The sequence below is a fragment of the Sanguibacter antarcticus genome, from assembly GCF_002564005.1.
In the GTDB taxonomy this organism is placed as follows: domain Bacteria; phylum Actinomycetota; class Actinomycetes; order Actinomycetales; family Cellulomonadaceae; genus Sanguibacter; species Sanguibacter antarcticus.
This window is the reverse complement of record NZ_PDJG01000001.1, coordinates 1293464-1313724: the sequence shown is the minus strand read 5'-3', so window position 1 is coordinate 1313724 and position 20261 is coordinate 1293464. Positions and strand designations below refer to the sequence as shown.

At 70.2% G+C, this 20261-nt stretch carries 16 protein-coding genes; 11 read left to right on the top strand and 5 right to left on the bottom strand.

Features of this window, described 5'->3' with window-relative positions; all coding sequences use genetic code 11:
• Positions 1 to 2 precede the first annotated feature (2 nt).
• Both ATL42_RS05905 and ATL42_RS05900 read left to right on the top strand, forming a co-directional pair.
• On the top strand, positions 3 to 2105 hold the full coding sequence (locus ATL42_RS05905; protein ID WP_098456373.1) for a M3 family metallopeptidase: 2103 nt from the start codon (positions 3 to 5) through the stop codon (positions 2103 to 2105).
• Between the two features lie 23 nt (positions 2106 to 2128).
• A complete protein-coding gene (locus ATL42_RS05900) occupies positions 2129 to 3505 on the top strand; it encodes a M20/M25/M40 family metallo-hydrolase (RefSeq protein WP_098454553.1) in 1377 nt (458 codons plus the stop codon).
• Positions 3506 to 3521: 16 nt separating this feature from the next.
• Here ATL42_RS05900 and ATL42_RS05895 read toward each other — a convergent pair whose 3' ends face one another.
• Positions 3522 to 3764 carry a DUF5703 family protein gene (locus tag ATL42_RS05895; RefSeq protein WP_098454552.1) on the bottom strand — a complete coding sequence of 81 codons (243 nt, stop codon included), beginning with the start codon at positions 3762 to 3764 and terminating at the stop codon, positions 3522 to 3524.
• A 194-nt stretch (positions 3765 to 3958) separates the two neighbouring features.
• On the opposite strand from ATL42_RS05895, the gene ATL42_RS05890 reads away from it, so the two are divergent.
• Positions 3959 to 4282 (top strand): primosomal protein, encoded by a 324-nt coding sequence (locus tag ATL42_RS05890; protein WP_098454551.1) that lies wholly within the window; start codon positions 3959 to 3961, stop codon positions 4280 to 4282.
• 49 nt (positions 4283 to 4331) lie between these two features.
• Here the strand turns inward: ATL42_RS05890 and ATL42_RS05885 are convergent, their stop codons facing one another.
• On the bottom strand, positions 4332 to 5300 hold the full coding sequence (locus ATL42_RS05885) for an aldo/keto reductase (protein WP_098454550.1): 969 nt from the start codon (positions 5298 to 5300) through the stop codon (positions 4332 to 4334).
• Positions 5301 to 5350: 50 nt separating this feature from the next.
• Here ATL42_RS05885 and ATL42_RS05880 point away from each other — a divergent pair, with 50 nt between their 5' ends.
• Positions 5351 to 6217 carry an undecaprenyl-diphosphate phosphatase gene (locus tag ATL42_RS05880; protein ID WP_098454549.1) on the top strand — a complete coding sequence of 289 codons (867 nt, stop codon included), beginning with the start codon at positions 5351 to 5353 and terminating at the stop codon, positions 6215 to 6217.
• Positions 6218 to 6292: 75 nt separating this feature from the next.
• Positions 6293 to 7570 carry a cysteine--1-D-myo-inosityl 2-amino-2-deoxy-alpha-D-glucopyranoside ligase gene (gene mshC / locus ATL42_RS05875; RefSeq protein ID WP_098454548.1) on the top strand — a complete coding sequence of 426 codons (1278 nt, stop codon included), beginning with the start codon at positions 6293 to 6295 and terminating at the stop codon, positions 7568 to 7570.
• 66 nt (positions 7571 to 7636) lie between these two features.
• Here the strand turns inward: mshC and ATL42_RS05870 are convergent, their stop codons facing one another.
• Positions 7637 to 8512: a PAC2 family protein gene (locus ATL42_RS05870; protein ID WP_098454547.1), complete on the bottom strand. Its 876-nt coding sequence runs from the start codon at positions 8510 to 8512 to the stop codon at positions 7637 to 7639.
• 61 nt (positions 8513 to 8573) lie between these two features.
• Between ATL42_RS05870 and ATL42_RS05865 the strand changes: the two genes are divergently transcribed.
• Complete coding sequence (locus ATL42_RS05865; protein WP_098454546.1) at positions 8574 to 9356, top strand: HAD family hydrolase; 783 nt, start codon at positions 8574 to 8576, stop codon at positions 9354 to 9356.
• On the opposite strand, the gene ATL42_RS05860 is transcribed toward ATL42_RS05865, so the two are convergent.
• Positions 9328 to 10233: a RecB family exonuclease gene (locus ATL42_RS05860; RefSeq protein ID WP_098454545.1), complete on the bottom strand. Its 906-nt coding sequence runs from the start codon at positions 10231 to 10233 to the stop codon at positions 9328 to 9330. The genes ATL42_RS05865 and ATL42_RS05860 overlap by 29 nt on opposite strands.
• Before the next feature lie 53 nt (positions 10234 to 10286).
• On the opposite strand from ATL42_RS05860, the gene ATL42_RS05855 reads away from it, so the two are divergent.
• The 4 genes from ATL42_RS05855 (at position 10287) to dop (ending at position 15991) form a co-directional block, all read left to right on the top strand.
• Positions 10287 to 11408: a site-2 protease family protein gene (locus ATL42_RS05855; protein WP_169925348.1), complete on the top strand. Its 1122-nt coding sequence runs from the start codon at positions 10287 to 10289 to the stop codon at positions 11406 to 11408.
• A 129-nt stretch (positions 11409 to 11537) separates the two neighbouring features.
• Positions 11538 to 12548: a tRNA (adenine-N1)-methyltransferase gene (locus ATL42_RS05850; protein WP_211281857.1), complete on the top strand. Its 1011-nt coding sequence runs from the start codon at positions 11538 to 11540 to the stop codon at positions 12546 to 12548.
• A gap of 61 nt (positions 12549 to 12609) precedes the next feature.
• Positions 12610 to 14310: a proteasome ATPase gene (gene arc, locus ATL42_RS05845; protein WP_098454542.1), complete on the top strand. Its 1701-nt coding sequence runs from the start codon at positions 12610 to 12612 to the stop codon at positions 14308 to 14310.
• A 79-nt stretch (positions 14311 to 14389) separates the two neighbouring features.
• Positions 14390 to 15991, top strand: a complete 1602-nt coding sequence (gene dop, locus ATL42_RS05840; protein WP_098454541.1) for a depupylase/deamidase Dop — start codon at positions 14390 to 14392, stop codon at positions 15989 to 15991.
• Positions 15992 to 16011: 20 nt separating this feature from the next.
• Here dop and ATL42_RS05835 read toward each other — a convergent pair whose 3' ends face one another.
• A complete protein-coding gene (locus ATL42_RS05835) occupies positions 16012 to 19929 on the bottom strand; it encodes a zinc ribbon domain-containing protein (RefSeq protein ID WP_098454540.1) in 3918 nt (1305 codons plus the stop codon).
• A 135-nt stretch (positions 19930 to 20064) separates the two neighbouring features.
• Between ATL42_RS05835 and ATL42_RS05830 the strand changes: the two genes are divergently transcribed.
• The gene (locus ATL42_RS05830; protein WP_098454539.1) at positions 20065 to 20259 is read left to right on the top strand and encodes a ubiquitin-like protein Pup; all 195 of its coding nucleotides are present in this window, start codon (positions 20065 to 20067) and stop codon (positions 20257 to 20259) included.
• The last annotated feature ends 2 nt before the right edge of the window (positions 20260 to 20261 follow it).

The window sequence follows — 20261 nt, the reverse complement described above, 5'->3', positions numbered from 1 at the left end:
CCATGCCTGACTCTTCGCAGCTGCTCGACCCAGCCAACCCGTTCACGACAGCCTCGACGCTGCCTTACGCGCTCCCCGACTTCGCCCGCGTGCTCGACGAGCACTATGTCCCGGCCGTCCGGGCAGGGATGGCCGAGGAGCTCGCCGAGGTCGAGGCGATCGTCACCGACCCCGAGCCGCCGAGCGTCGAGAACACCCTCGAGGCGCTCGAGCGCAGCGGATCGCTGCTCGACCGCGTCCTGAGCGTCCTGTTCAACGTCTCGAGCGCCGACGCGACGGAGAGCCTCGAGGACATCGAGGAGCTCGTCGCACCAGAGCTCTCCGCCCACCACGACGCGATCTTCATGGACGCGCGTCTCTACGCGCGCGTCGCAGCGCTCGACACCGCGGTCCGCGACGGCGACGTCACCGTCGACGCGGAGACGTCCTGGCTGCTGGAGAACCTCCTGCGCGACTTCCGACGCTCCGGCATCGATCTCGCACCCGCCGACCAGGAACGGCTCCGTGACCTCAACGCACGGATCACCACCCTCGAGTCCGCGTTCGGTCGCAAGATCCTCGCCGGCGCGAACGCCGCGAGCGTGCTCGTCGACGACGTCACCGACCTCGACGGGATGCCCGCCGACGCGATCGCCGCTGCCGCGCTCGCGGCCGAGGAGAGGGGCGAGAGCGGAAAGTACCTGCTCGAGATGCAGCTGCCCACCCAGCAGGGAGTCCTGGCCTCGTTGCGCCGACGCGACGTCCGCGAGCGCGTGCACCGAGCGGCCACCACCCGAGGCGCCACCGGCGACGAGACGGACACCCGCGCCATCCTCCTCGAGCTGGCACGCCTGCGTGCAGAGCACGCCCTGCTCCTCGGGCACGAGCACCACGCCGCCTACATCGCCGAGGACGCTACCGCGAAGACCACCGAGGCCGTGACCGCGATCCTCGCGCGTCTCGCGCCCGCCGCCGCAGCCAACGCGCGCCGCGAGGCCCACGAGCTCCAGGCTGCGCTCGTCACCGACCTGTGCGACCCCGGGGCCGTCCTCGAGCCGTGGGACTGGGCCTACTACGCCGAACGCCTCCGCAAGGAGCGCTACGCGATCGACGACGCCCTCCTGCGGCCCTACCTCGAGCTCGACCGGGTCGTCCGTGACGGGGTGTTCCGTGCCGCGCACCGTCTCTACGGCATCACGTTCGTCGACCGACCCGACCTCGTCGGCTACCACCCCGACGTCCAGACCTTCGAGGTCTTCGACGCCGACGGCACCGGCCTCGGGCTCTTCCTCGCGGACCTCTACACCCGCGAGTCCAAGCGCGGCGGCGCCTGGATGAACACCCTCGTCGACCAGAGCGACCTGCTCGGGCTCAGGCCCGTCGTCGTGAACAACCTCAACATCGTCCGCGCACCCGCAGGAGAGCCGACCCTCCTCGTGCTCGACGAGGTCATCACGCTCTTCCACGAGTTCGGCCACGCGCTGCACGCGCTCTTCTCCGACGTCCGCTACCCCTCGCACTCCGGAACCGAGGTGCCCCGAGACTTCGTCGAGTACCCCTCTCAGGTCAACGAGATGTGGGCATGGGACGAAGAGATCCTCACCGGCTACGCCCTCCACCACGAGACCGGCGAACCGATGCCCGAGCAGTGGGTCCGGACCCTCATCGACTCGCGCCAGTTCAACGAGGGCTTCGCGACGACCGAGTACCTCGCCGCCGCGATCCTCGACCAGGCCTGGCACACGCTCACGCCCGACGACGTACCGACCGACGTCGAGGACGTCCTCGCGTTCGAGGCGGCCGCGCTCACGGCCGCGGGCGTCGACCTGGACGCCGTCCCGCCGAGGTACCGCACGACCTACTTCAACCACGTCTTCGGCGGCGGCTACTCCGCGGGCTACTACTCGTACATCTGGTCCGAGGTCCTCGACGCGGACACGGTGGAGTGGTTCGGGGAGAACGGTGGGCTGCGGCGCGAGAACGGTGACGCGTTCCGTCGTGCGCTGCTCTCACGGGGTGGGTCGTCGGACCCGATGGACGCCTTCGTCGCGCTGCGAGGCCGCGCGCCGGCCATCGAAGCGCTCCTCGCTCGTCGGGGGCTCGCCTCGGCACCCACCGAGGCGTGAGCCCCACGCGGTAGCGTGAGGGCATGACGTCTGCCTCCGACAGGTCCTCGCGTACCGCTCACCCCGACACCGTCCAGCAGGCCGCTGCACCGGTCCTGACGGCGCAGGACGAGGTGGTGCGGATCTGCCGAGACCTGTTGCGCATCGACACGTCGAACTACGGCGACAACGAGGGGCCGGGGGAGCGGGCCGCGGCGGAGTACGTCATGGGGCTCCTCCAGGAGGTCGGTCTCGACCCGGAGCTCTTCGAGTCGTCGCCCGGGCGCGCCAACGTCGTCGTGCGGATCCCGGGCCAGGACCCGAGCCGCCCCGCCCTCGTCCTGCACGGGCACCTCGACGTGGTGCCGGCGCAGGCCGCCGACTGGGCTGTCGACCCGTTCGCCGGCGAAGAGATCGACGGCCTCCTGTGGGGGCGCGGCGCCGTCGACATGAAGGACATGGACGCGATGATCCTCGCGGTCGTCCGGCAGATGGTCCGGGAGGGTCGCAAGCCTGCACGGGACGTCGTCGTCGCGTTCTTCGCCGACGAGGAGGCCGGCGGCACCTACGGCGCACGGTACGCGGTCGACCACCGCCCTGAGCTCTTCGAGGGCGCGACGGAAGCCGTCAGCGAGGTCGGCGGCTTCTCCGTCGAGATCAACGGGCACCGGGCATACCTCTTGCAGACCGCCGAGAAGGGCCTCGGGTGGCTTCGTCTCGTCGCCGACGGACGGGCCGGTCACGGCTCGCAGGTGGCGCACGACAACGCGGTGACTCACCTGGCTGCCGCGATCGCCCGGATCGGGCAGCACGAGTGGCCCATGGTCGTGACGCCGACGGTCGACGCTCTCCTGCGGGGCGTCTCGGACCTCACCGGACTCGCCTACGACCCGAAGGACCCAGCAGGCGTCGACCGGCTCATCGATGCGCTCGGACCGGCGTCCCGCTTCGTCGGCGCGACGATCCGCAACACCGCGAACCCCACCCAGCTGTCGGCCGGCTACAAGGCGAACGTCATCCCCGGGCGGGCGGAAGCGACGATCGACGTGCGCTTCCTCGCCGGTCACACGACGACCGGCATGGCGACGCTGCGCCGCCTCGCCGGCGACAAGGTCCGGATCGAACCCATCCACGAAGACATCGCTCTCGAGGCACCGTTCAGCGGGCACCTCGTCGACTCGATGGTCAGCGCCGTGCTCGCCGAGGACCGCGACGCCACGGTCCTGCCCTATGCGCTGTCAGCCGGGACGGACAACAAGTCGCTCGCTCGCCTGGGCATCACCGGATACGGGTTCGCCCCCTTGCAGCTGCCTGCCGACCTCGACTTCCCCGGTATGTTCCACGGCATCGACGAGCGCGTACCTGTCGACTCCCTGAAGTTCGGCGTGCGTGTCCTCGACCGTCTGCTGCGCGACTGCTAGCCAGAGCGTGCCGTGGCTAGAGCGTGCTGCGCACGCGGATGATCTTGCGCCGCAGCCACACGCGCCGCTCACCGCCGATGTACAGGGCTGAGCGCGCGAGCTCCCACCGCCCGTACTCGGCCTCCTCGGTGAGGAGCTGACGGGTCTGTGAGCGCGATGCGTGGCGCGGCACGGCTACGACGCGGTACTCGTACTGGCGACCCTCTGCAGACCAGTGCCCTTCGCGGTCCTGGTGGACGGTGCGGTCGGTGTCGGTCATGCCCACCACCTTCGAGTGACGGTCCAGCGCCTCTGAGCGGCACCGGGCTGAACGTGTCGACCGAAGGTATCAGGTCGCTGCGACATTCTCCTGCGACGCTGTGAGCAGCAGTTTCACCCCGTTCTCGAGGGCTGCAGGGAACTCATAGGGGTATCCGGTGCCAATCGTCGTCAGTCGGCGCTAACGTCAGGGGTATGACCGTCGACCCACGCGCAGCACTCGATCGCCTCGTCGCAGCTCTCGAGGCGCACTACTCAGCAATCGTCAACCGTCGAGGCGCCGACGACCCGGCTGTCGACGACTTCTACTACGTGCTCGCGGACGCGTTCGACGTCTATGACACCGCGCTCGAAGAGGTCCACCACGAGGCGACGCCGTTCTACCTCGCGGACGACGACTCGGACGACGACGATGACGACGACGACGATGATTCGGACGACGACGACGACGACGGCGACGACCTCGATGATGACCAGGATGATGAGGACGACGACGATGACGAGCACGACGAAGGCTGAGGCGCTGCGGGGGACTGCGCCCCTGCCGGACCGCTCAGCCTGAGCGTGCTCAGGTTCCCGGCGAGGCCTCGGAGTCGAGCGAGCTGACGTCGTCGAGCGCCGTCGCCACAGCATGCGGCAGGTCGAGGTCGAGCGCGCTGAGCGCCTCCCGCAGCTGGGCCGGCGTGCGCGCGCCGACGAGAGCGCACGCGACGTACGGTCGTTCGAGCACCCACGCGAGCGCGACCTCGAGCGGCGCTCGACCGAGGCCGTGCGCCGCGGTGCACACGGCGTCGACGATCGACGAGGCACGATCGTCGAGGTACGGCTCGACGAAACCGGCGAGGTGTCGTGACGCGCCGCGGGAGTCTGCCGGGAGCGAGCGCCGGTACTTGCCGGTGAGCACGCCTCGGCCGAGCGCCGACCACGCGACGAGCCCGGTCCCCAGCGCCTCGACGGCAGGCACGACGTCGCGCTCGATCGCGCGCTCGAGGAGCGAGTGCTCGACCTCGACGGCTGCGAGCTCGGCATCGCCGTGGGCCGGGAGCATCGCTGCGGCGAAGCCGGTCTGCCATGCCGTGTGGTTGGACAGCCCGACGTACCGGGCGCGACCGCTCGTCACGATGTGACGCATCGCCGACACGGTCTCTTCGAGGGGCGTGTGGGGGTCTGGGGCCTGGACGAGGTAGAGATCCACGTGGTCGGTGCCCAGCCGCTTGAGCGAGGCGTCGAGCGAGCCGATGAGCCCGCCCCGAGACGCATCGACGACACGCCCGGACGGGGTCGCGCGGATCCCGCCCTTCGTGCACAGCACGACCTCGTCGCGCCCGACCACCGCGCCGAGCAGAGTACCGATGATCTCCTCGCTCGCACCGGAGGAGTAGGACGCCGCGGTGTCGACGAACGTCCCTCCCGCCTCGCAGAAGTCTCGCAGCTGTTCTCCCGCGTCTTGTGCATCGGTGTCGAGCCCCCAGGACATCGTCCCGAGCCCCAGCAGCGAGACGTGCAGACCTGTTCGACCTACGCGGCGTTGTTCCATGGGGGGCAGCGTACTTGTCGGGCATGTCCCAGCCTGTAACGTGTCTCAGCGTGAACGCGTTCGAAGCCATCTTCCTCGGACTGGTCCAGGGACTCACTGAGTTCCTCCCCGTCTCGTCCAGCGCGCACCTGCGCATCATCGGTGAGCTCATCGGGTCCTCGGACCCAGGTGCTGCGTTCACTGCGATCACCCAGATCGGCACGGAGTGCGCCGTGCTGCTCTATTTCAGGAGGGACCTCGCTCGTATCTGCGTGGCATGGTGGAAAGCCTTGCGAGGCGACCACGGGCCGACGTGGCGCGAGCGCATGGGTGAAGGCGACCACGATGCGCTGATGGGCTGGTACATCGGGCTCGGAAGCATCCCGATCGTCATCCTCGGACTCCTCCTGCAAGACTCCATCGAGACCTCGTTCCGGAACCTCTACCTCACTGCACTCATGCTCGCCGGGTTCGGTCTGCTGCTCGGCTGGGCAGACAAGGTCGGCACGAAGAGGGAGCCGCTCGAGGCGCTCAACCCGCGCCACGCGGTGTTCTTCGGCCTCGCCCAGGCCGCTGCGCTCATCCCGGGCGTCTCGCGCTCCGGCGGAACGATCACAGCTGGACTCCTCATGGGCTACACCCGTGAGGCCGCGGCACGGTACTCGTTCTTCCTCGCGATCCCCGCCGTCCTCGGTTCCGGCTTCTACAAGCTCGCCACCTCTGCCGGCGAGATCGGTGCTGAGGGGATGCCGAGCGGGGGTGCGACGTTCATCGCGACGCTCGTGGCGTTCGTCGTCGGGTACCTCGTGATCATCGTCTTCCTCAAGATCGTCTCGACCTTCAGCTACACGCCGTTCGTGCGGTATCGCATCGGTCTGGCGATCGTCGTCGTGCTGCTCCTGCTCCTCGGGGTGCTCACGCCCGAGGGCGGCGTCTGACCGTCGTTCGAACCGTGGTCGGGACCGGGCGCCGACGGCGCCCGGTCCCGACCAGATCGCGGCTAGTCTTGGTGGGTGCTCACCTGGCCCGCTCCTCAGATCCCTGTTCTCCCCGGTCGCGGTGACAGCGTCCACGTCTACGACAGCTCGACGGGCCGCCTCGTCGTCGCTGCTCCGGGACCTCGAGCGACGCTCTACGTCTGCGGGATCACGCCGTACGACGCGACCCACCTCGGCCACGCCGCCACCTACGTCGCGTTCGACCTCCTCGGCCGCGCCTGGCGCGACGCCGGTCTCGCCGTGACCTACGCCTCCAACGTCACGGACGTCGACGACCCGCTCCTCGAACGTGCCACGAGTCTCGGGATCGACTGGCGGGACCTGGCGGTCGACCAGACCGCCCTCTTCGCCGAAGACATGGCAGCGCTCGGCGTCGTCCCGCCCGACGTCTATCTCGGTGCGGTTGAGACCGTCGAGCCGGTCGCGCGCGCAGTCGAAGCCCTCATCGACCAGGGGGCCGCGTACCGGGTGCCGCTCGAGCCCGGTGCGGGTGGCACCTCGCCCGAGCTGGGCGACGTCTACGCGGACGTCACGGCTGACCCGTCCTTCGGGACGGTCGCACACCACGACGACGCGACGATGGTCGACCTCTTCCGGGAGCGTGGCGGCGACCCCGACCGTCCGGGAAAGCACCATGCGCTCGACCCTCTCCTGTGGCGCCGCGAACGCATCGGTGAGCCCACCTGGGACGGAGGGTCTCTCGGGACCGGCCGTCCGGGATGGCACATCGAGTGCGCCGTCATCGCCCGGGGAGCGCTCGGGCTCCCGTTCGACGTCCAAGGTGGAGGCTCTGACCTGCAGTTCCCGCACCACGAGATGAGCACCTCGCACGCCCGCCTCCTGGGTGACGGCGACACCCACGGCGTCGGCGCGACGACCCACGTCCACGCGGGTCTCGTCGCCTACGAGGGCGAGAAGATGAGCAAGTCCCGCGGAAACCTCGTCTTCGTCTCGCGGTTGCGTGCCGACGGCGTCGAACCGATGGCGATCCGGCTCGCGCTGCTCGCGCACCACTACCGCAGCGACTGGGAGTGGACCGACGCCGATCTCACGGGGGGAGCGCGCCGGTTCGAGACGTGGCGTTCCGCCGTCTCAGGGAACGGTGGTCCCGACGCGATGCCGACGCTCGCAGCGATCCGCGCCGCCCTCGCGAACGACCTCGACGCACCTGCCGCGCTCGCCGCGGTCGACGCGTGGGCTGAGCGCTCCCTGGCGGGCGAGTCCGAGGCATTCGTCGGCGCTCCTGGGGTCGTCGCCCGCGCCGTCAACGCTCTGCTCGGGGTGCGGCTCTAGCGGGTGCGAGCCACCGCCCGCCAGCCCGGACAAGAACCGACGGGACGAGGCCGCGCACGCCGGCCGTCATGACCCCTTGTCGCGGCGCCTGAGGTACTGCTCGAACTCGCGAGCGATGGCTTCGCCGCTCGCTTCCGGCAGCTCCACCGTGTCTTTGGCCTGCTCCAGCTGCTCGACGTACTCGGCGATCTCGGTGTCCTCCGCGGCGAGCTCGTCGACCCCGTGCTGCCATGCCTCGGCGTCTTCTGTGAGGTCGCCGAGCGGGATCGTCTCGCCGAGGAACGCCTCGAGCCGGGTGAGGATCGAGACCGTCGCCTTGGGCGAGGGCGGGTGCGCCACGTAGTGCGGGACGGCCGCCCAGACCGACAGCGAGTGGAACCCGGACGTCTGCGCAGCCTGGTGCAGGACACCGACGATGCCGGTCGGGCCTTCGTAGGTGCTGCCTTCGACCTCGAGCAACGACTGGACGGCGGGATCGTCTGACGTGATGGTGACAGGGATCGGCCGGGTGTGGGGCACGTCCGCGAGGAGCGCGCCGAGCGTGACGACCGTCGAGACCCCCAGCGTGCGTGCGATCTCCAGCAGCTCGGTGCAATAGCTCTTCCACCGCATGGACGGCTCGATGCCGTGGACGAGGACGATCCGTCGCCCGGTGGTCGGTCCGTGCGCGACAGAGATCGTCGTGGTGGGCCAGGTCAGCTCGCGGTTGCCGGCCGCATCGGTCGCGACGATCGGCCGGTTCACCTGGAAGTCGTGATAGTCCTCCGGGTCGAGCTCGTCGATCTGGTCGGCGTCCCACAGGTCGCTCAGGTGCAGCAGCGCCGAGCTGGCCGCGCTGCCGGCGTCGTTCCAGCCCTCGAACGCGGCAAGCATGATGGCGTCCTGGTCGTCTGCGCCGGGGGTCGAAGACTGAGATTCAGGGGTGGGGAGTGGCGCGTTCATCCCACCAGCCTAGAGCGACGGGTTCTGTCCGCCTGTTCGGACAGACCGATACGATGGCGCGATGCCCTCACACCTCGACGACTCCGTCGCGCCTGCAGCCGCCACCGGACCGCAAGGAGCCGCCGATCCCGCGGTCCTGGCGGTCGATCAGCCCGACCGCGCACTGGCACTCCCGCGCGCGGTCCTGTGGGACCTGGACGGCACGCTCATCGACTCTGAGCCCTACTGGATGGCGGCCGAGTACGAGCTCGTCCGGTCGCGGGGCGGCTCGTGGACGCACGACGACGCGCTCAGCCTGGTCGGCAACCCGCTCGGGTCGTCGGCACTGATCCTCCAGGCGCACGGAGTCGACCTGTCGGTCGAGGAGATCATCACGTTCCTCATCACGCGGGTGGCGGCGCAGGTCGCAGGAGCCGTGCCCTGGCAGCCGGGCGCGGCCGAGGCTCTCGCCTGGTTGCGCGCGAACGACGTCCCGTGCGCGCTCGTCACGATGTCCTACCGGTCCCTCGCGGACTCGTTCGTCGCCCGGGCTCCCGCCGGCACCTTCGCTGCCGTGGTCGCTGGTGACGAGGTGACGCACGGCAAGCCGCACCCTGAGCCGTACCTCCGGGCCGCGGAGCTGCTCGGGGTCCCCATCGAGGAGTGCCTCGTCGTCGAGGACTCACCGGCCGGTGTCGGCTCCGCGCTCGCGTGCGGAGCCGTCGCCGTCGGCGTCGAGGTCATGGTCCCGCTCCCCGTCTCGTCGCGGCTCAGCAGGCTCTCGTCGTTGCACGACTTCACACCTGACCTCGTCGACCGTGTGGTGCGGGGAGAGGTCATCGACCTGCTGCCTGCGCAGGCCTGACCCCGAGCGCACGCTCGACGGCGTCGGGGTCCACAGCCGGGCTGGTGCCTCCGAACTCGGGGCAGATGCTCTGATGGGCGCACCACCCGCACAGCGGGGTGCGACGGGGGCGCCACTCGCCGGAGCGAGCCGCCTGCTCGATGCTCGACCACAGCGCACGCACCCGGGTCTCGGTCGCGACGAGCTCGTCCTCGGTCGGTTCGTTGCGCAAGACCTTGCCGTCGCCGAGATAGACCAGCTGGAGCATCTTCGGCACGGTCCCGCGCTCGCGCCACACGACGAGCCCGTAGAAGCGCATCTGGAAGACCGCAGAGCTCTCATACCCTGCCCGCGGAGACTTCCCCGACTTGTAGTCCACGACCCGCACCGCACCGTCGGGCGCCACGTCGATCCTGTCGATGATCCCGCGCAGCAGCGGACCGCCGTCGAGCTGCGACTCGACGAACAGCTCGCGCCCCTCCGGCTCGAGGCGCGTCGGGTCCTCCAAGGTGAAGTAGGTGGCGACGAGCTTCCCCGCGCTCGCGAGCCACGCGGACGACTCCTCCGTCGACGCGAAGAGCTCTCCGTACTCGGGCCGTGCTTCCTGCAGGCGCGACCACTCTCCGGGGAGCAGCCCCTGGGCGTGGGCGACCGTACGCTCGCCGAGCGGCGCGTCGTAGAGACGCTCGAGGACCGAGTGGACCAGCGTGCCGCGCACCGCAGCCGTGCTCGGTGGCTCGGGCAGCTTGTCGACGACACGGAACCGGAACAGGAGCGGGCACTGTGTGAAGTCGTTGGCGCGGGAGGGCGAGAGACCCGGCCTGCGGACGGGAACGGGCAGCGGGACGTCGGACTGCGGGGGAGCGGGTGCGGTGGCGTCAGACGATGAGGCGGGCATGGCTCGAGCGTAGGGTGTGCCGCCCACAGCCCGGGCACCGTAGGGTGGCGGCTGTGGACAAACGCACGAGGTGGGTCGTCGGACGCGTCGCTGGAGCACCGGTGGTCCTCCAGCCGTCGGCGCTCGTCATGGTGGCGGTCCTCACCGTCCTGTTCCTGCCGACCGTGCGCTCGATGGCGCCGTCGCTCGGCTCGATGGCGCTCGTCGGTGCGTTCGTCGTCGTCGCGCTGCTCATGGTCTCCGTCTTCCTCCACGAGCTGGCGCACGCGCTCGTCGCGCGAGCACGGGGTATGCAGGTCCGGGAGCTGGCGCTCACGCTCTGGGGTGGGCACACGGCGTTCACGGACACGGGCTCGACCCCGTTCACGAGCGGGCTCGTCGCTGTCGTGGGTCCGTTGACGAACCTCTCGATCGCGCTCGTGGCGTGGTGGGGCTACACGGCTCAGGACGGTTCCGGGCTCGTCGCGCTGCTGCTGTACGTGACCGCCTACGCGAACGCAGCCGTCGGGGTGTTCAACCTTCTGCCAGGGCTTCCGCTCGACGGCGGCCAGGTCGTCGAGGCCGTCGTGTGGGGCGCGACCGGGTCTCGGTTCGCCGGCACGACCGTCGCTGCCTGGACGGGCCGGGTCATCGCCGTCCTGGTCGTCGTCGCGGCGATCGCCGTCCCTTCCCTGCGCGGTCAGGACGTCAACCTCCTCATGGTCGTCTGGGCCGCCTTCATCGGGTCGTTCATGTGGTCCGCGGCGTCGCAGGCACTGAGCGCGAGCCGGACGCGTGCGCTCGCCGAGGCCTTGGACCCGCGGGTCCTGGGGCGCCCTGCCGTCGCGGTCGATGCGCGGGGAACCGTCGCGGACGTCCGCGCTGCGCTCCTGACGGATCAGGGAGCAGGCCTGACCGCGTGCGTCCTGACCGCGGACGGGCACCCTGTGGGATACGTGGACGACGGTGCGCTCGCGGGCGTCCCCTCCGACGTCGCCTCGACGACGCCCGCGTGGTCGGTCGGTGTCGGGCTCCCGCCGGGATCGATCGTCGACGTCGATCTGCGCGGGATCGGTCTCCACTCAGCAGTGGTCCGGGCGGCTCGCCACACGAACGTCCTCGTCGTGACGCAGGGCTCCCAGGTCGTCGGGCTGCTGTCCGTGACGGACGTCGCGCGAGCGATGCACCTAGACTGACCCGTTGTGACTGACGATGTGAACACCGCGCCACCCGCCCCGCTCGACGCCGTACCTGCACCGCACCTGCCTGCCGGGCAGGTCGAGGACGGGGCCTCGCGCGAACCGGTCGACCCCACGGGCGCCGCCATGCGGCGCGGCCCGTTCCGCGCGGGCGACCGGGTCCAGCTCACCGATCCTCGCGGGCGGCTCCACACGATCACGCTCGCCGCGGGTGCGGCCTTCCACACGCACCGCGGCTACTTCCAGCACGACGACATCATCGGGGCGAGCGAAGGGTCCGTCGTCACGACGACCTCGGGGATCGACTACCTCGCGCTGCGACCGCTGCTCAGCGACTACACGCTCTCGATGCCGCGCGGCGCGGCGGTCGTGTACCCGAAGGACGCCGGTCAGATCGTCGCGATGGCAGACATCTTTCCCGGCGCGCGGGTCATCGAGGCGGGTGTCGGGTCTGGCGCGCTGACCATGTCGCTCCTGCGGGCCGTCGGGGACGGTGGGTCTCTCCACTCCATCGAGCGCCGCGAGGACTTCGCCGACATCGCGCGCGGCAACGTCGAGCTCTTCTTCGGAGGTCCGCACCCCGCGTGGGAGCTGTCCATCGGTGATCTCTCGGACGTGCTGCCCGAGGTCGCGGCCCCCGGCTCGGTGGACCGGATCGTCCTCGACATGCTCGCTCCCTGGGAGAACCTCGAGGCCTCGGCCGTCGCGCTCGCCCCGGGCGGTGTGCTCATCTGCTACGTCGCGACGACGACGCAGCTCTCGCGCCTCGGAGAGGAGCTGCGTGCCGACGGTCGCTTCACCGAGCCTGAGGCCTGGGAGACGATGATCCGTGGCTGGCACATCGAGGGGCTCGCGGTGCGACCGGAGCACCGGATGGTGGGGCACACCGGGTTTCTCCTCAAGAGCCGCCGGATGGCCGACGGGATCGACGCGCCGGTGCGCCGGCGCAGGCCCTCGAAGGGCGCGTACCCGGTCGACGGAGACTGGAGCCCCGAGGAGCTCGGCGAGCGAGCCGTCTCGGACAAGAAGGTGCGCCGCGTCCGCAGGGACGTCGGCCAGGCGCTCGACGCCTCGGTTGTGACCGGACCGACACCCGAGATGGGTGCAGACAGCGGCCCAGCAGACGAGGATGTATGACAAGGTCGATGCTCCGGTAGCCGACGGGGCGATGCTCTGACAGCGGAAGAGGTGCACCCAGATGAGTGACATGTCAGCGACGTCGTCCCGAGGGGACCGCGACGAACAGGCCCGGCGTATCGCCACGTTGTCCGCCCAGAACGAGCGCCTCGTCCAGGTCCTCGGGGACGCCCGCGGGAAGCTCGTCGAGCTGCAGCAGCAGATCGACGACCTCGCCAAGCCCCCCGGCACGTACGCGGTCTTCCTCGGCGCGCACGAGGACGGCACGGTCGACATCATGTCCGCCGGTCGCAAGATGCACGTCGGCGCGAGCCCCTCGGTGGACCTCGACGCGCTCCGGCCCGGTCAAGAGGTCAAGCTCAACGAGGCACTGACCGTCGTTGCCGCGTGCGGTTACGAGACGGTCGGAGAGCTCGTCACCGTGAAAGAGCTCCTCGACGACGGTCGCGCGCTCGTCGTGGGACGCACCGACGACGAGCGGGTGGTCCGGCTCGCGGGCGCGCTCGTCGACGGTCCGCTGCGGGTCGGCGACGCACTGACGCTCGACTCACGGTCAGGGTTTGTCTTCGAACGCATCCCCACTGCAGAGGTCGAGGACCTCGTGCTCGAGGAGGTGCCGGACATCGACTACTCGGACATCGGTGGCCTCGGCCCGCAGATCGAACAGATCCGCGACGCGGTCGAGCTTCCCTTCAACCACCCGGACCTCTTCCGGGAGCACGGCCTGCGCCCACCGAAGGGGATCCTTCTCTACGGACCTCCCGGGTGTGGCAAGACGCTCATCGCCAAGGCCGTCGCCCACTCGCTCGCTGCGGCGGTCGACCGTCGTGCCGCCGAGAAGGCCACCCTCGACGGCGGAGAGACCAGCTCGATCGTCGAGACCTCGGCCCAGTCGAAGAGCTATTTCCTCAACATCAAGGGACCAGAGCTCCTCAACAAGTACGTCGGCGAGACCGAGCGCCACATCCGGCTCATCTTCGCCCGCGCTCGAGAGAAGGCGTCGCAGGGGAGCCCCGTCGTCGTGTTCTTCGACGAGATGGAGTCGCTCTTCCGCACCCGCGGGACGGGCCTCTCCTCCGACGTCGAGACGACGATCGTCCCGCAGCTGCTCAGCGAGATCGACGGGGTCGAGCGCCTCGAGAACGTCATCGTCATCGGTGCCTCCAACCGCGAGGACATGATCGACCCCGCCATCTTGCGTCCAGGTCGGCTCGACGTGAAGATCAAGATCGAGCGCCCCGACGCCGAGGGCGCACGCGAGATCTTCGGCAAGTACCTCACCGCCGACCTTCCGATCCATGCAAGCGACCTCGCTGAGCACGACGGCGACGCGGCCGCCGCCTTCACGGCGATGATCCAGCGCGTGGTCGAGCGGATGTACCTCGACAGCGAAGAGAACCAGTTCCTCGAGGTCACCTACGCGTCCGGTGACAAGGAGACCCTGTACTTCAAGGACTTCAGCTCGGGCGCGATGATCCAGAACATCGTCGACCGTGCAAAGAAGTCAGCGATCAAGGACTTCCTGTCCACCGGTCAGCGAGGGATCCGGGTCGAGCACCTCATCACCGCGTGCCTGGACGAGTTCAAGGAGAACGAGGACCTGCCCAACACGACCAACCCTGACGACTGGGCGCGGATCTCCGGCAAGAAGGGCGAACGGATCGTCTTCATCCGAACAATCGTCCAGAACAAGACCGGCAAGGGAAAGAGCACGTCGGGCCGCACCATCGACACCGTGACGAACACCGGCCAGTACCTCTGACGCGCGGGGCCGCGTCGCGCGCCGTTGCGGACAGGTCGGTGCAGGGCACTACGGTTGACCTGTGACTGTGCGACGCGTGATGGGGATCGAGACAGAGTACGGCGTGCTCCAGCGGGGGAACCCGAGGGCGAACCCGATGCTCATGTCGAGCCAGGTCGTCATGGCATACCGGGCGATCAGCTCGACCGCGCGAGGCCGGACCCGGTGGGACTACATCGACGAAGACCCGCTCCTCGATGCACGAGGATTCCACCTCCAGCGGGCGTCGGCCCACCCGTCGATGCTCACCGACGACCCGGCGCGGCCGGCGCCAGCAGGTCCCGTCACCGGAGAGACGATCGGCAGCGCACGCCTCGAGAGCATCGACCGGCCCACCACCGAGGAGTACGACGACCCGAGCTCGGCGAACGCGATCCTCACCAACGGCGCACGCCTGTACGTCGACCACGCCCACCCGGAGTACGCCTCGCCCGAGGTGAGCAACCCGCTCGACGCCGTCCGCTGGGACGTGGCAGGGGAGCGCGTCATGCTCACCGCAGCGCGCGAGGTCGCCGGGACGATGAACGTCGACGTCCAGCTCTACAAGAACAACACCGACGGCAAGGGCGCGAGCTACGGGACCCACGAGAACTTCCTCGTCGACCGCGACGTGCCGTTCACCGACATCATCGAGCTCCTCACCCCGTTCCTCGTCACACGGAACGTGTTCGCGGGGTCGGGTCGCGTCGGTCTCGGCGCCACCGGGTCCGAGCCAGGGTTCCAGCTCTCGCAGCGGGCCGACTACATGGAGGCCGAGGTCGGGCTCGAGACCACGATGCGTCGGCCGATCATCAACACCCGTGACGAGCCCCACGCGGACCGGTCCCGGTGGCGCCGCCTCCATCTCATCATCGGCGACGCCAACCTCTTCGAGCCAGCCACGTTCCTCAAGCTCGGGACGACGTCCCTCGTCCTGTGGGCTCTCGAGCACCTCGAGGCCGTCCCGGCTCTGCGCGCCGAGCTGGCTGCGCTGCGTCTGACGGACCCCGTCGGTGCGGTCCAGGTGGTCAGCCGCGACCTCGGCCTCGGCGCGCACCTCGCGCTCGCGGACGGCCGCCATCTCACGGCTCTGGAGCTCCAGAACCTCTACGTGGCAGCGGTGCGTCGTGCGCTGGATGCCGTGGACGGGTGGGACGACGACACGAAGACGGTCGTCGACCGGTGGGAGTCGGTGCTGCAGCGTCTCGGGACGGACCGCGCGTCCTGCGCACGGGACGTCGAGTGGGTGGCGAAACTCCGGCTGCTCGAGGGACTGCGCTCGCGCGACGGGCTCGAGTGGGACCACCCGCGCCTCGCTGCCATGGACCTCCAGTGGTCGGACGTACGTCCGGAGCGCGGGATCTACCACCGCCTCGTGGAGGCCGGAGCCGTGGAACGTCTCGTCACCGACACCGAGGTGGGCTGGGCCGTCGCGCACCCGCCGCACGACACCCGGGCGTACTTCCGCGGTGAGGTCATGGCGCGTTTCGGTGCCGCGGTCTCGGCTGCGAGCTGGGACTCGGTGGTCTTCGACGTCCCTGGAGCACCGTCGTTGCAGAGGGTGCCGATGATGGATCCCTGGCGGGGGACGCAGGAGCACGTGGGACAGCTCTTCGAGTCGACGACGGACATCGGCGAGCTTCTCGCCGCGCTGCTGGCCTGAGCGCCACCGGCCAGGGCGGCCTAGCGCAGCTCGGAGTAGCGGCGCAACGTGGCGCGTGCTGTCGTGATCTGGCGCTCGTACGTGAGGCCGAGAGCGAGGAGGAGAGCGCCGGTCGCCGCGAGCACCACCCACCCTGGGATCCCCGTGAGTGCCGCGAGAGCAGGCGGCCCGGCGAGGACGACGACCTGGAGGACGAGGGCCGCTGCCCCGATCGCGACGGGTGCTTGCCAGCGCAGCCGGAGCCCAGCGAGCAGCCAGCCGCAGGCGCCGAGGACACCGAGCACGACTCGCCAGCCTTGCGGCTCGCTCATGAGCGCGATGGTGACAGGCGCGAGCGTCGCGACGATCCCGTAGCTGGTCGTGCTCCAGGTGGGCACGGTCGGCTCGACGACGGCCGCTCGGACCGTGACCGCGGCGACGAAGGCTCCTGCGAGCGTGAAGAGGAGATCGGTCGCCAGGACGCTGGAGTACCCGAGGCCGAGCGCGACCGCGTAGACACCGACGAGCGGGGGCACGGAGCGGCGCACGAACTCGGTCCGCGAGCCGACCCGGGGCATCCCGGGAGGTGTGCCGAGGATCGCGACCCCGCCCCACACCACGAGCAGGGACACCACCGTCCAGGTGGCACCGACGTCGGTGAACGAGTCTCCTGAGACGAGGATCCACAACGGGACGGTGAGCACGAGCGCGGTGAGGCCCGCGGCCCAGCTTCGAGGTCCGTCGAGCGGTCGCCACGACCATGCGTCGCCGAGCAGCAGCGAGAAACCCAGGACAGCCAGCACCCCGAGCGGGATCCACAGGCCGGGCTGGGCGGTCGTCTCGGAGAGCAGTGCGCGGGCGCGGTCTCCCGACAGCATGACGCCGGAGCCGTGGACCGTCGACCATGCTGCAGCGAGGACGACGGCCCGCCCAGCGACGCCGACCACCGCGACGACGAGCCCGATGAGCCGGAACCACGTCGAGAGCCCAGGCCCTGTCTGCCGTGCTCGAGCGGTCGGGCGGCCGGCTCTGGGTCCACCGGCGGCGAGCACCCCTGCCGCGAGGAGCACGAGCACCGCGACGATCGCGAGCGACCGCCACTGTGTCGTCGGTGCGAGCAACGTCGTGGGAGCCAGGAGGATCGTCGTCCCCGCGAGGAGCTGGGCGCGGCCTGTGGCCACGCCGCGGTGGACGTGCCACGCGCCGACGGCCAGGAGGACGGTTGCCCCGGGCACCGAGTACGCCTCGACCGTCGTGATCCCGCCTGACGCGAGAGCGGTCCAGGACGCGCCGACGGCGAGGACGAGCGCGAACCAGCCGGCTCGTGCGCGCCCAGGCATGAACGCCCATGCTGCGGTCGCGACCGCGGCGATGACGAGTGCGGTGGCTAGGACGTTCGCAGGCTGTCGTGCGGCGACGACGAGCAGCGACGTGAGACCGAGCACGACAGAGGTCGCCTCCATGGCTGTTCGGGTCCGCGCCGGGTCCGAGGCGCGTGTCGCCGCGACGATCGGGAAGAACGCGACGACGACGAGACAGATGATCTCCCACTGGATCGTGAGGTCTCCGCTCAGGGCCCGTACGGAGAGCGCTGCGTGCACGGCCAGGGCAGGCGTCGCTGCAGCGCACACCTCGACGGCGCGGGTGGGAACGAGGCGTCGGTCATCGAGTGCGAGCAGCCCGCTGATCAGCGCGAGCAGGATCGCGTTCGTCAGGGCGAGGGCCGCGATCCACACGGGAAGCGCGTTCGTGGCTGCGGTGCTCACCAACCATCCGCCCGGGGTCGATGCCGTGAGGACGATGGTGACCGTGCAGACGCCCGCGGTCGTGACGAGGACCGATCTCACGTCGACCGACGTGATGGTGCGGGAGAGGATCTTGACGTGGCCTGCGCCGGCGGTGCCGGTCCTGTCGGCGAGGAGCAGGAGGCCGAGGGCCAGCACGAGGAGAGGCAGCGACGCGCTGGGCCACACAGCGGCGATCTCGCGCGTCGCGGCGCCGACCGCGGTCCCGGTCCCCGCTGCCCCGACGACGAGTGCGGCCAGCAGGAGGTTGGCGCGCTGCCGCTCGCCCGGTCCTGGTCCTTCGGGCGTCGTCGCGAGCGAGATCCAGCTGCGGGCGACGAGGAGGACGACCATGAGGACGAGGAACGATGCCGCGAGGAGCAGCTGTCCGTCGCGCACGGTGACGGACAGCGAGACACCGGACGCCAGGACGGTGCTCAGGAAGATCGCGAGGGCGACGCCCGTGAGGCACGTCCCACGGATGACATTCCGCCAGTCGCGCGGCGTGCGTGGAGCGACGGCGACGACGAGTGCGGTGGGCAGCACCAGCCAGTACACGACGACGAGCACTGCCGACGGCAGGAGCAGAGCAGCCCCGACGAGCAGGAGAGCGGCGAACCACCGAGGTGGGACGACCAGCACCTGCGGCGACCCGGTGGACGACCGAGGGATCGATGTCTCGGGAGGTGTGGCGCGGGTGACCGCGTGCACGAGGGACCCAGCCAACGAGACGACGAGACCGGTGAGGGCGGCCCACAGCGTGGGGGCATCGACGGCAGAGACGGGACGGGCTGTCGCGAGGGTGGCGACCGTCATGGTGACCAAGGAGAGCACGGGCGCCGCTGTCATGACGGAGAACGTCGACCAGGCTGCCGTGCTCGCGCTCGACGACGCGCCGGGCAGAGAGCGTTGGGCGAGGCCCACGCTCGCGGCACCGACGAGGGCAGCGAGCGGAACCGCCCACAGGGCTCGTGCGGTGACGACGTCTCCCATGAGAGCGAGCGCGGCGCACACGAGCACGAGCGTCTGGGCGACGCCGGCGACTCCCGGCCAGACTGCGCTCGTCGGTCGCAGGAACCATTGCCAGGCGTAGGAGACCATGGCGACGGCGAGGAAGACGCTCGCAGCTGCGAGCGCACCGTCGACGACCAGCGCCCCGGCAGCCATGAGCAGCGTGACGACCAGGAGGACGAGTGCGAGAACCCTCAGTACGGGTCCGACCCGACGCTCGAACGGGCGGGTGAGCTGGACCCCGCAGGTGGCGGCTGCGGCGAGGACGAGCAGCGCTGCTGTGCTGACCGAGGGGGCTGCTGCAGCAAGGAGGAGCGGCGCGACCGGCAGCAGCAGCCAGCCGACCGTGCGAGGGACAGCAAGGCGTAGGACGATCCCGAGCGTGACGAGGACTCCGGCAGACCCGAGGGCCGCGAGCGACGCGAAGGCTGCACCGGTCGGCTGCGGGACGAGGCCGGTCGCGTGGAGGGCCCATGCGTCGAGGAGTACGAGCAGCGACCCGAGCGCGGCGATCGCGTCGGCTGAGGAGGCGAGCCCCTTGCGGCTCGTGAACGTCGCAGCCCCGAAGACCGCAGCGGTGACGGCTGCGATGACGGCTGCCCGGAGCGACAGCGGCATCACTCCCCAGGTGAACGCGAGGAAGACGATGCTCGCACCTGCGAGGAGGAGGGCACCGAGCCCGAGGAGGACGTTCTGCAGCGGCCAGCTTGCACGAGGCGCTGTCGGCGCCTGCGGCGACCATCTGCCCACGACCGGTGAGACGACCGGCTGGACGCCCACCGGTGAGACAGGCGGTGGGCCCTGCCGCAGGACGGGTGCAGCGGGACGAGGCGTCGGGGTCGGTGAGGCGAGCGGGACGGGGTGGGACGAGGAGGTCTTGACGTCTGCCGGACGCAGGAGCGGGTCGGGGCTCGTCGCGGTCTCGGCGTCGGTGCCGGTGTCCCGCATCGTCGTGAGCAGGGCGTCCCGTCGGTCGAGGAGATCGGCAGCGCGGCGCGAGACGTCCCAGAGAGCTGCGCCGGCGGGTCCGGCGAGGACGAGACCGCACGCGCTGCACCGGGGACTGGTGAGAGCCGTGCCGCACGCGGGACACCGTGAGGCGTCCGTGAGGAGAGCCCGGTCGAACCGCTGCGGGTCCGGTCCGCCGGATCGTGTCGTCGTCATGGTCCTTGATCCTGCCTCAGACCGTGCCACAGGCGCGCATCGCTGCGTGAAACCTGTGGACAGATGCTCGCCCGGAGCACCGATGAGGTTAGATGGGAGCAGGTCATCGTTGCGTGCGGATGGTAGGAGGAGCACATGTCAGGTCAGGAACACCAGCAGCACTCTCCGCAGGATCGGACGCCCGACGACATCGAGCCGGTGCCCGCCGCGACCACCGCGCCGGTGGTGCGAGACGCGGAGGTCGATGCGCTCCTCGACGAGATCGACGACGTCCTCGAGACGAACGCCGAGTCCTTCGTCCGTGGGTTCGTCCAGAAGGGCGGGCAGTAGCC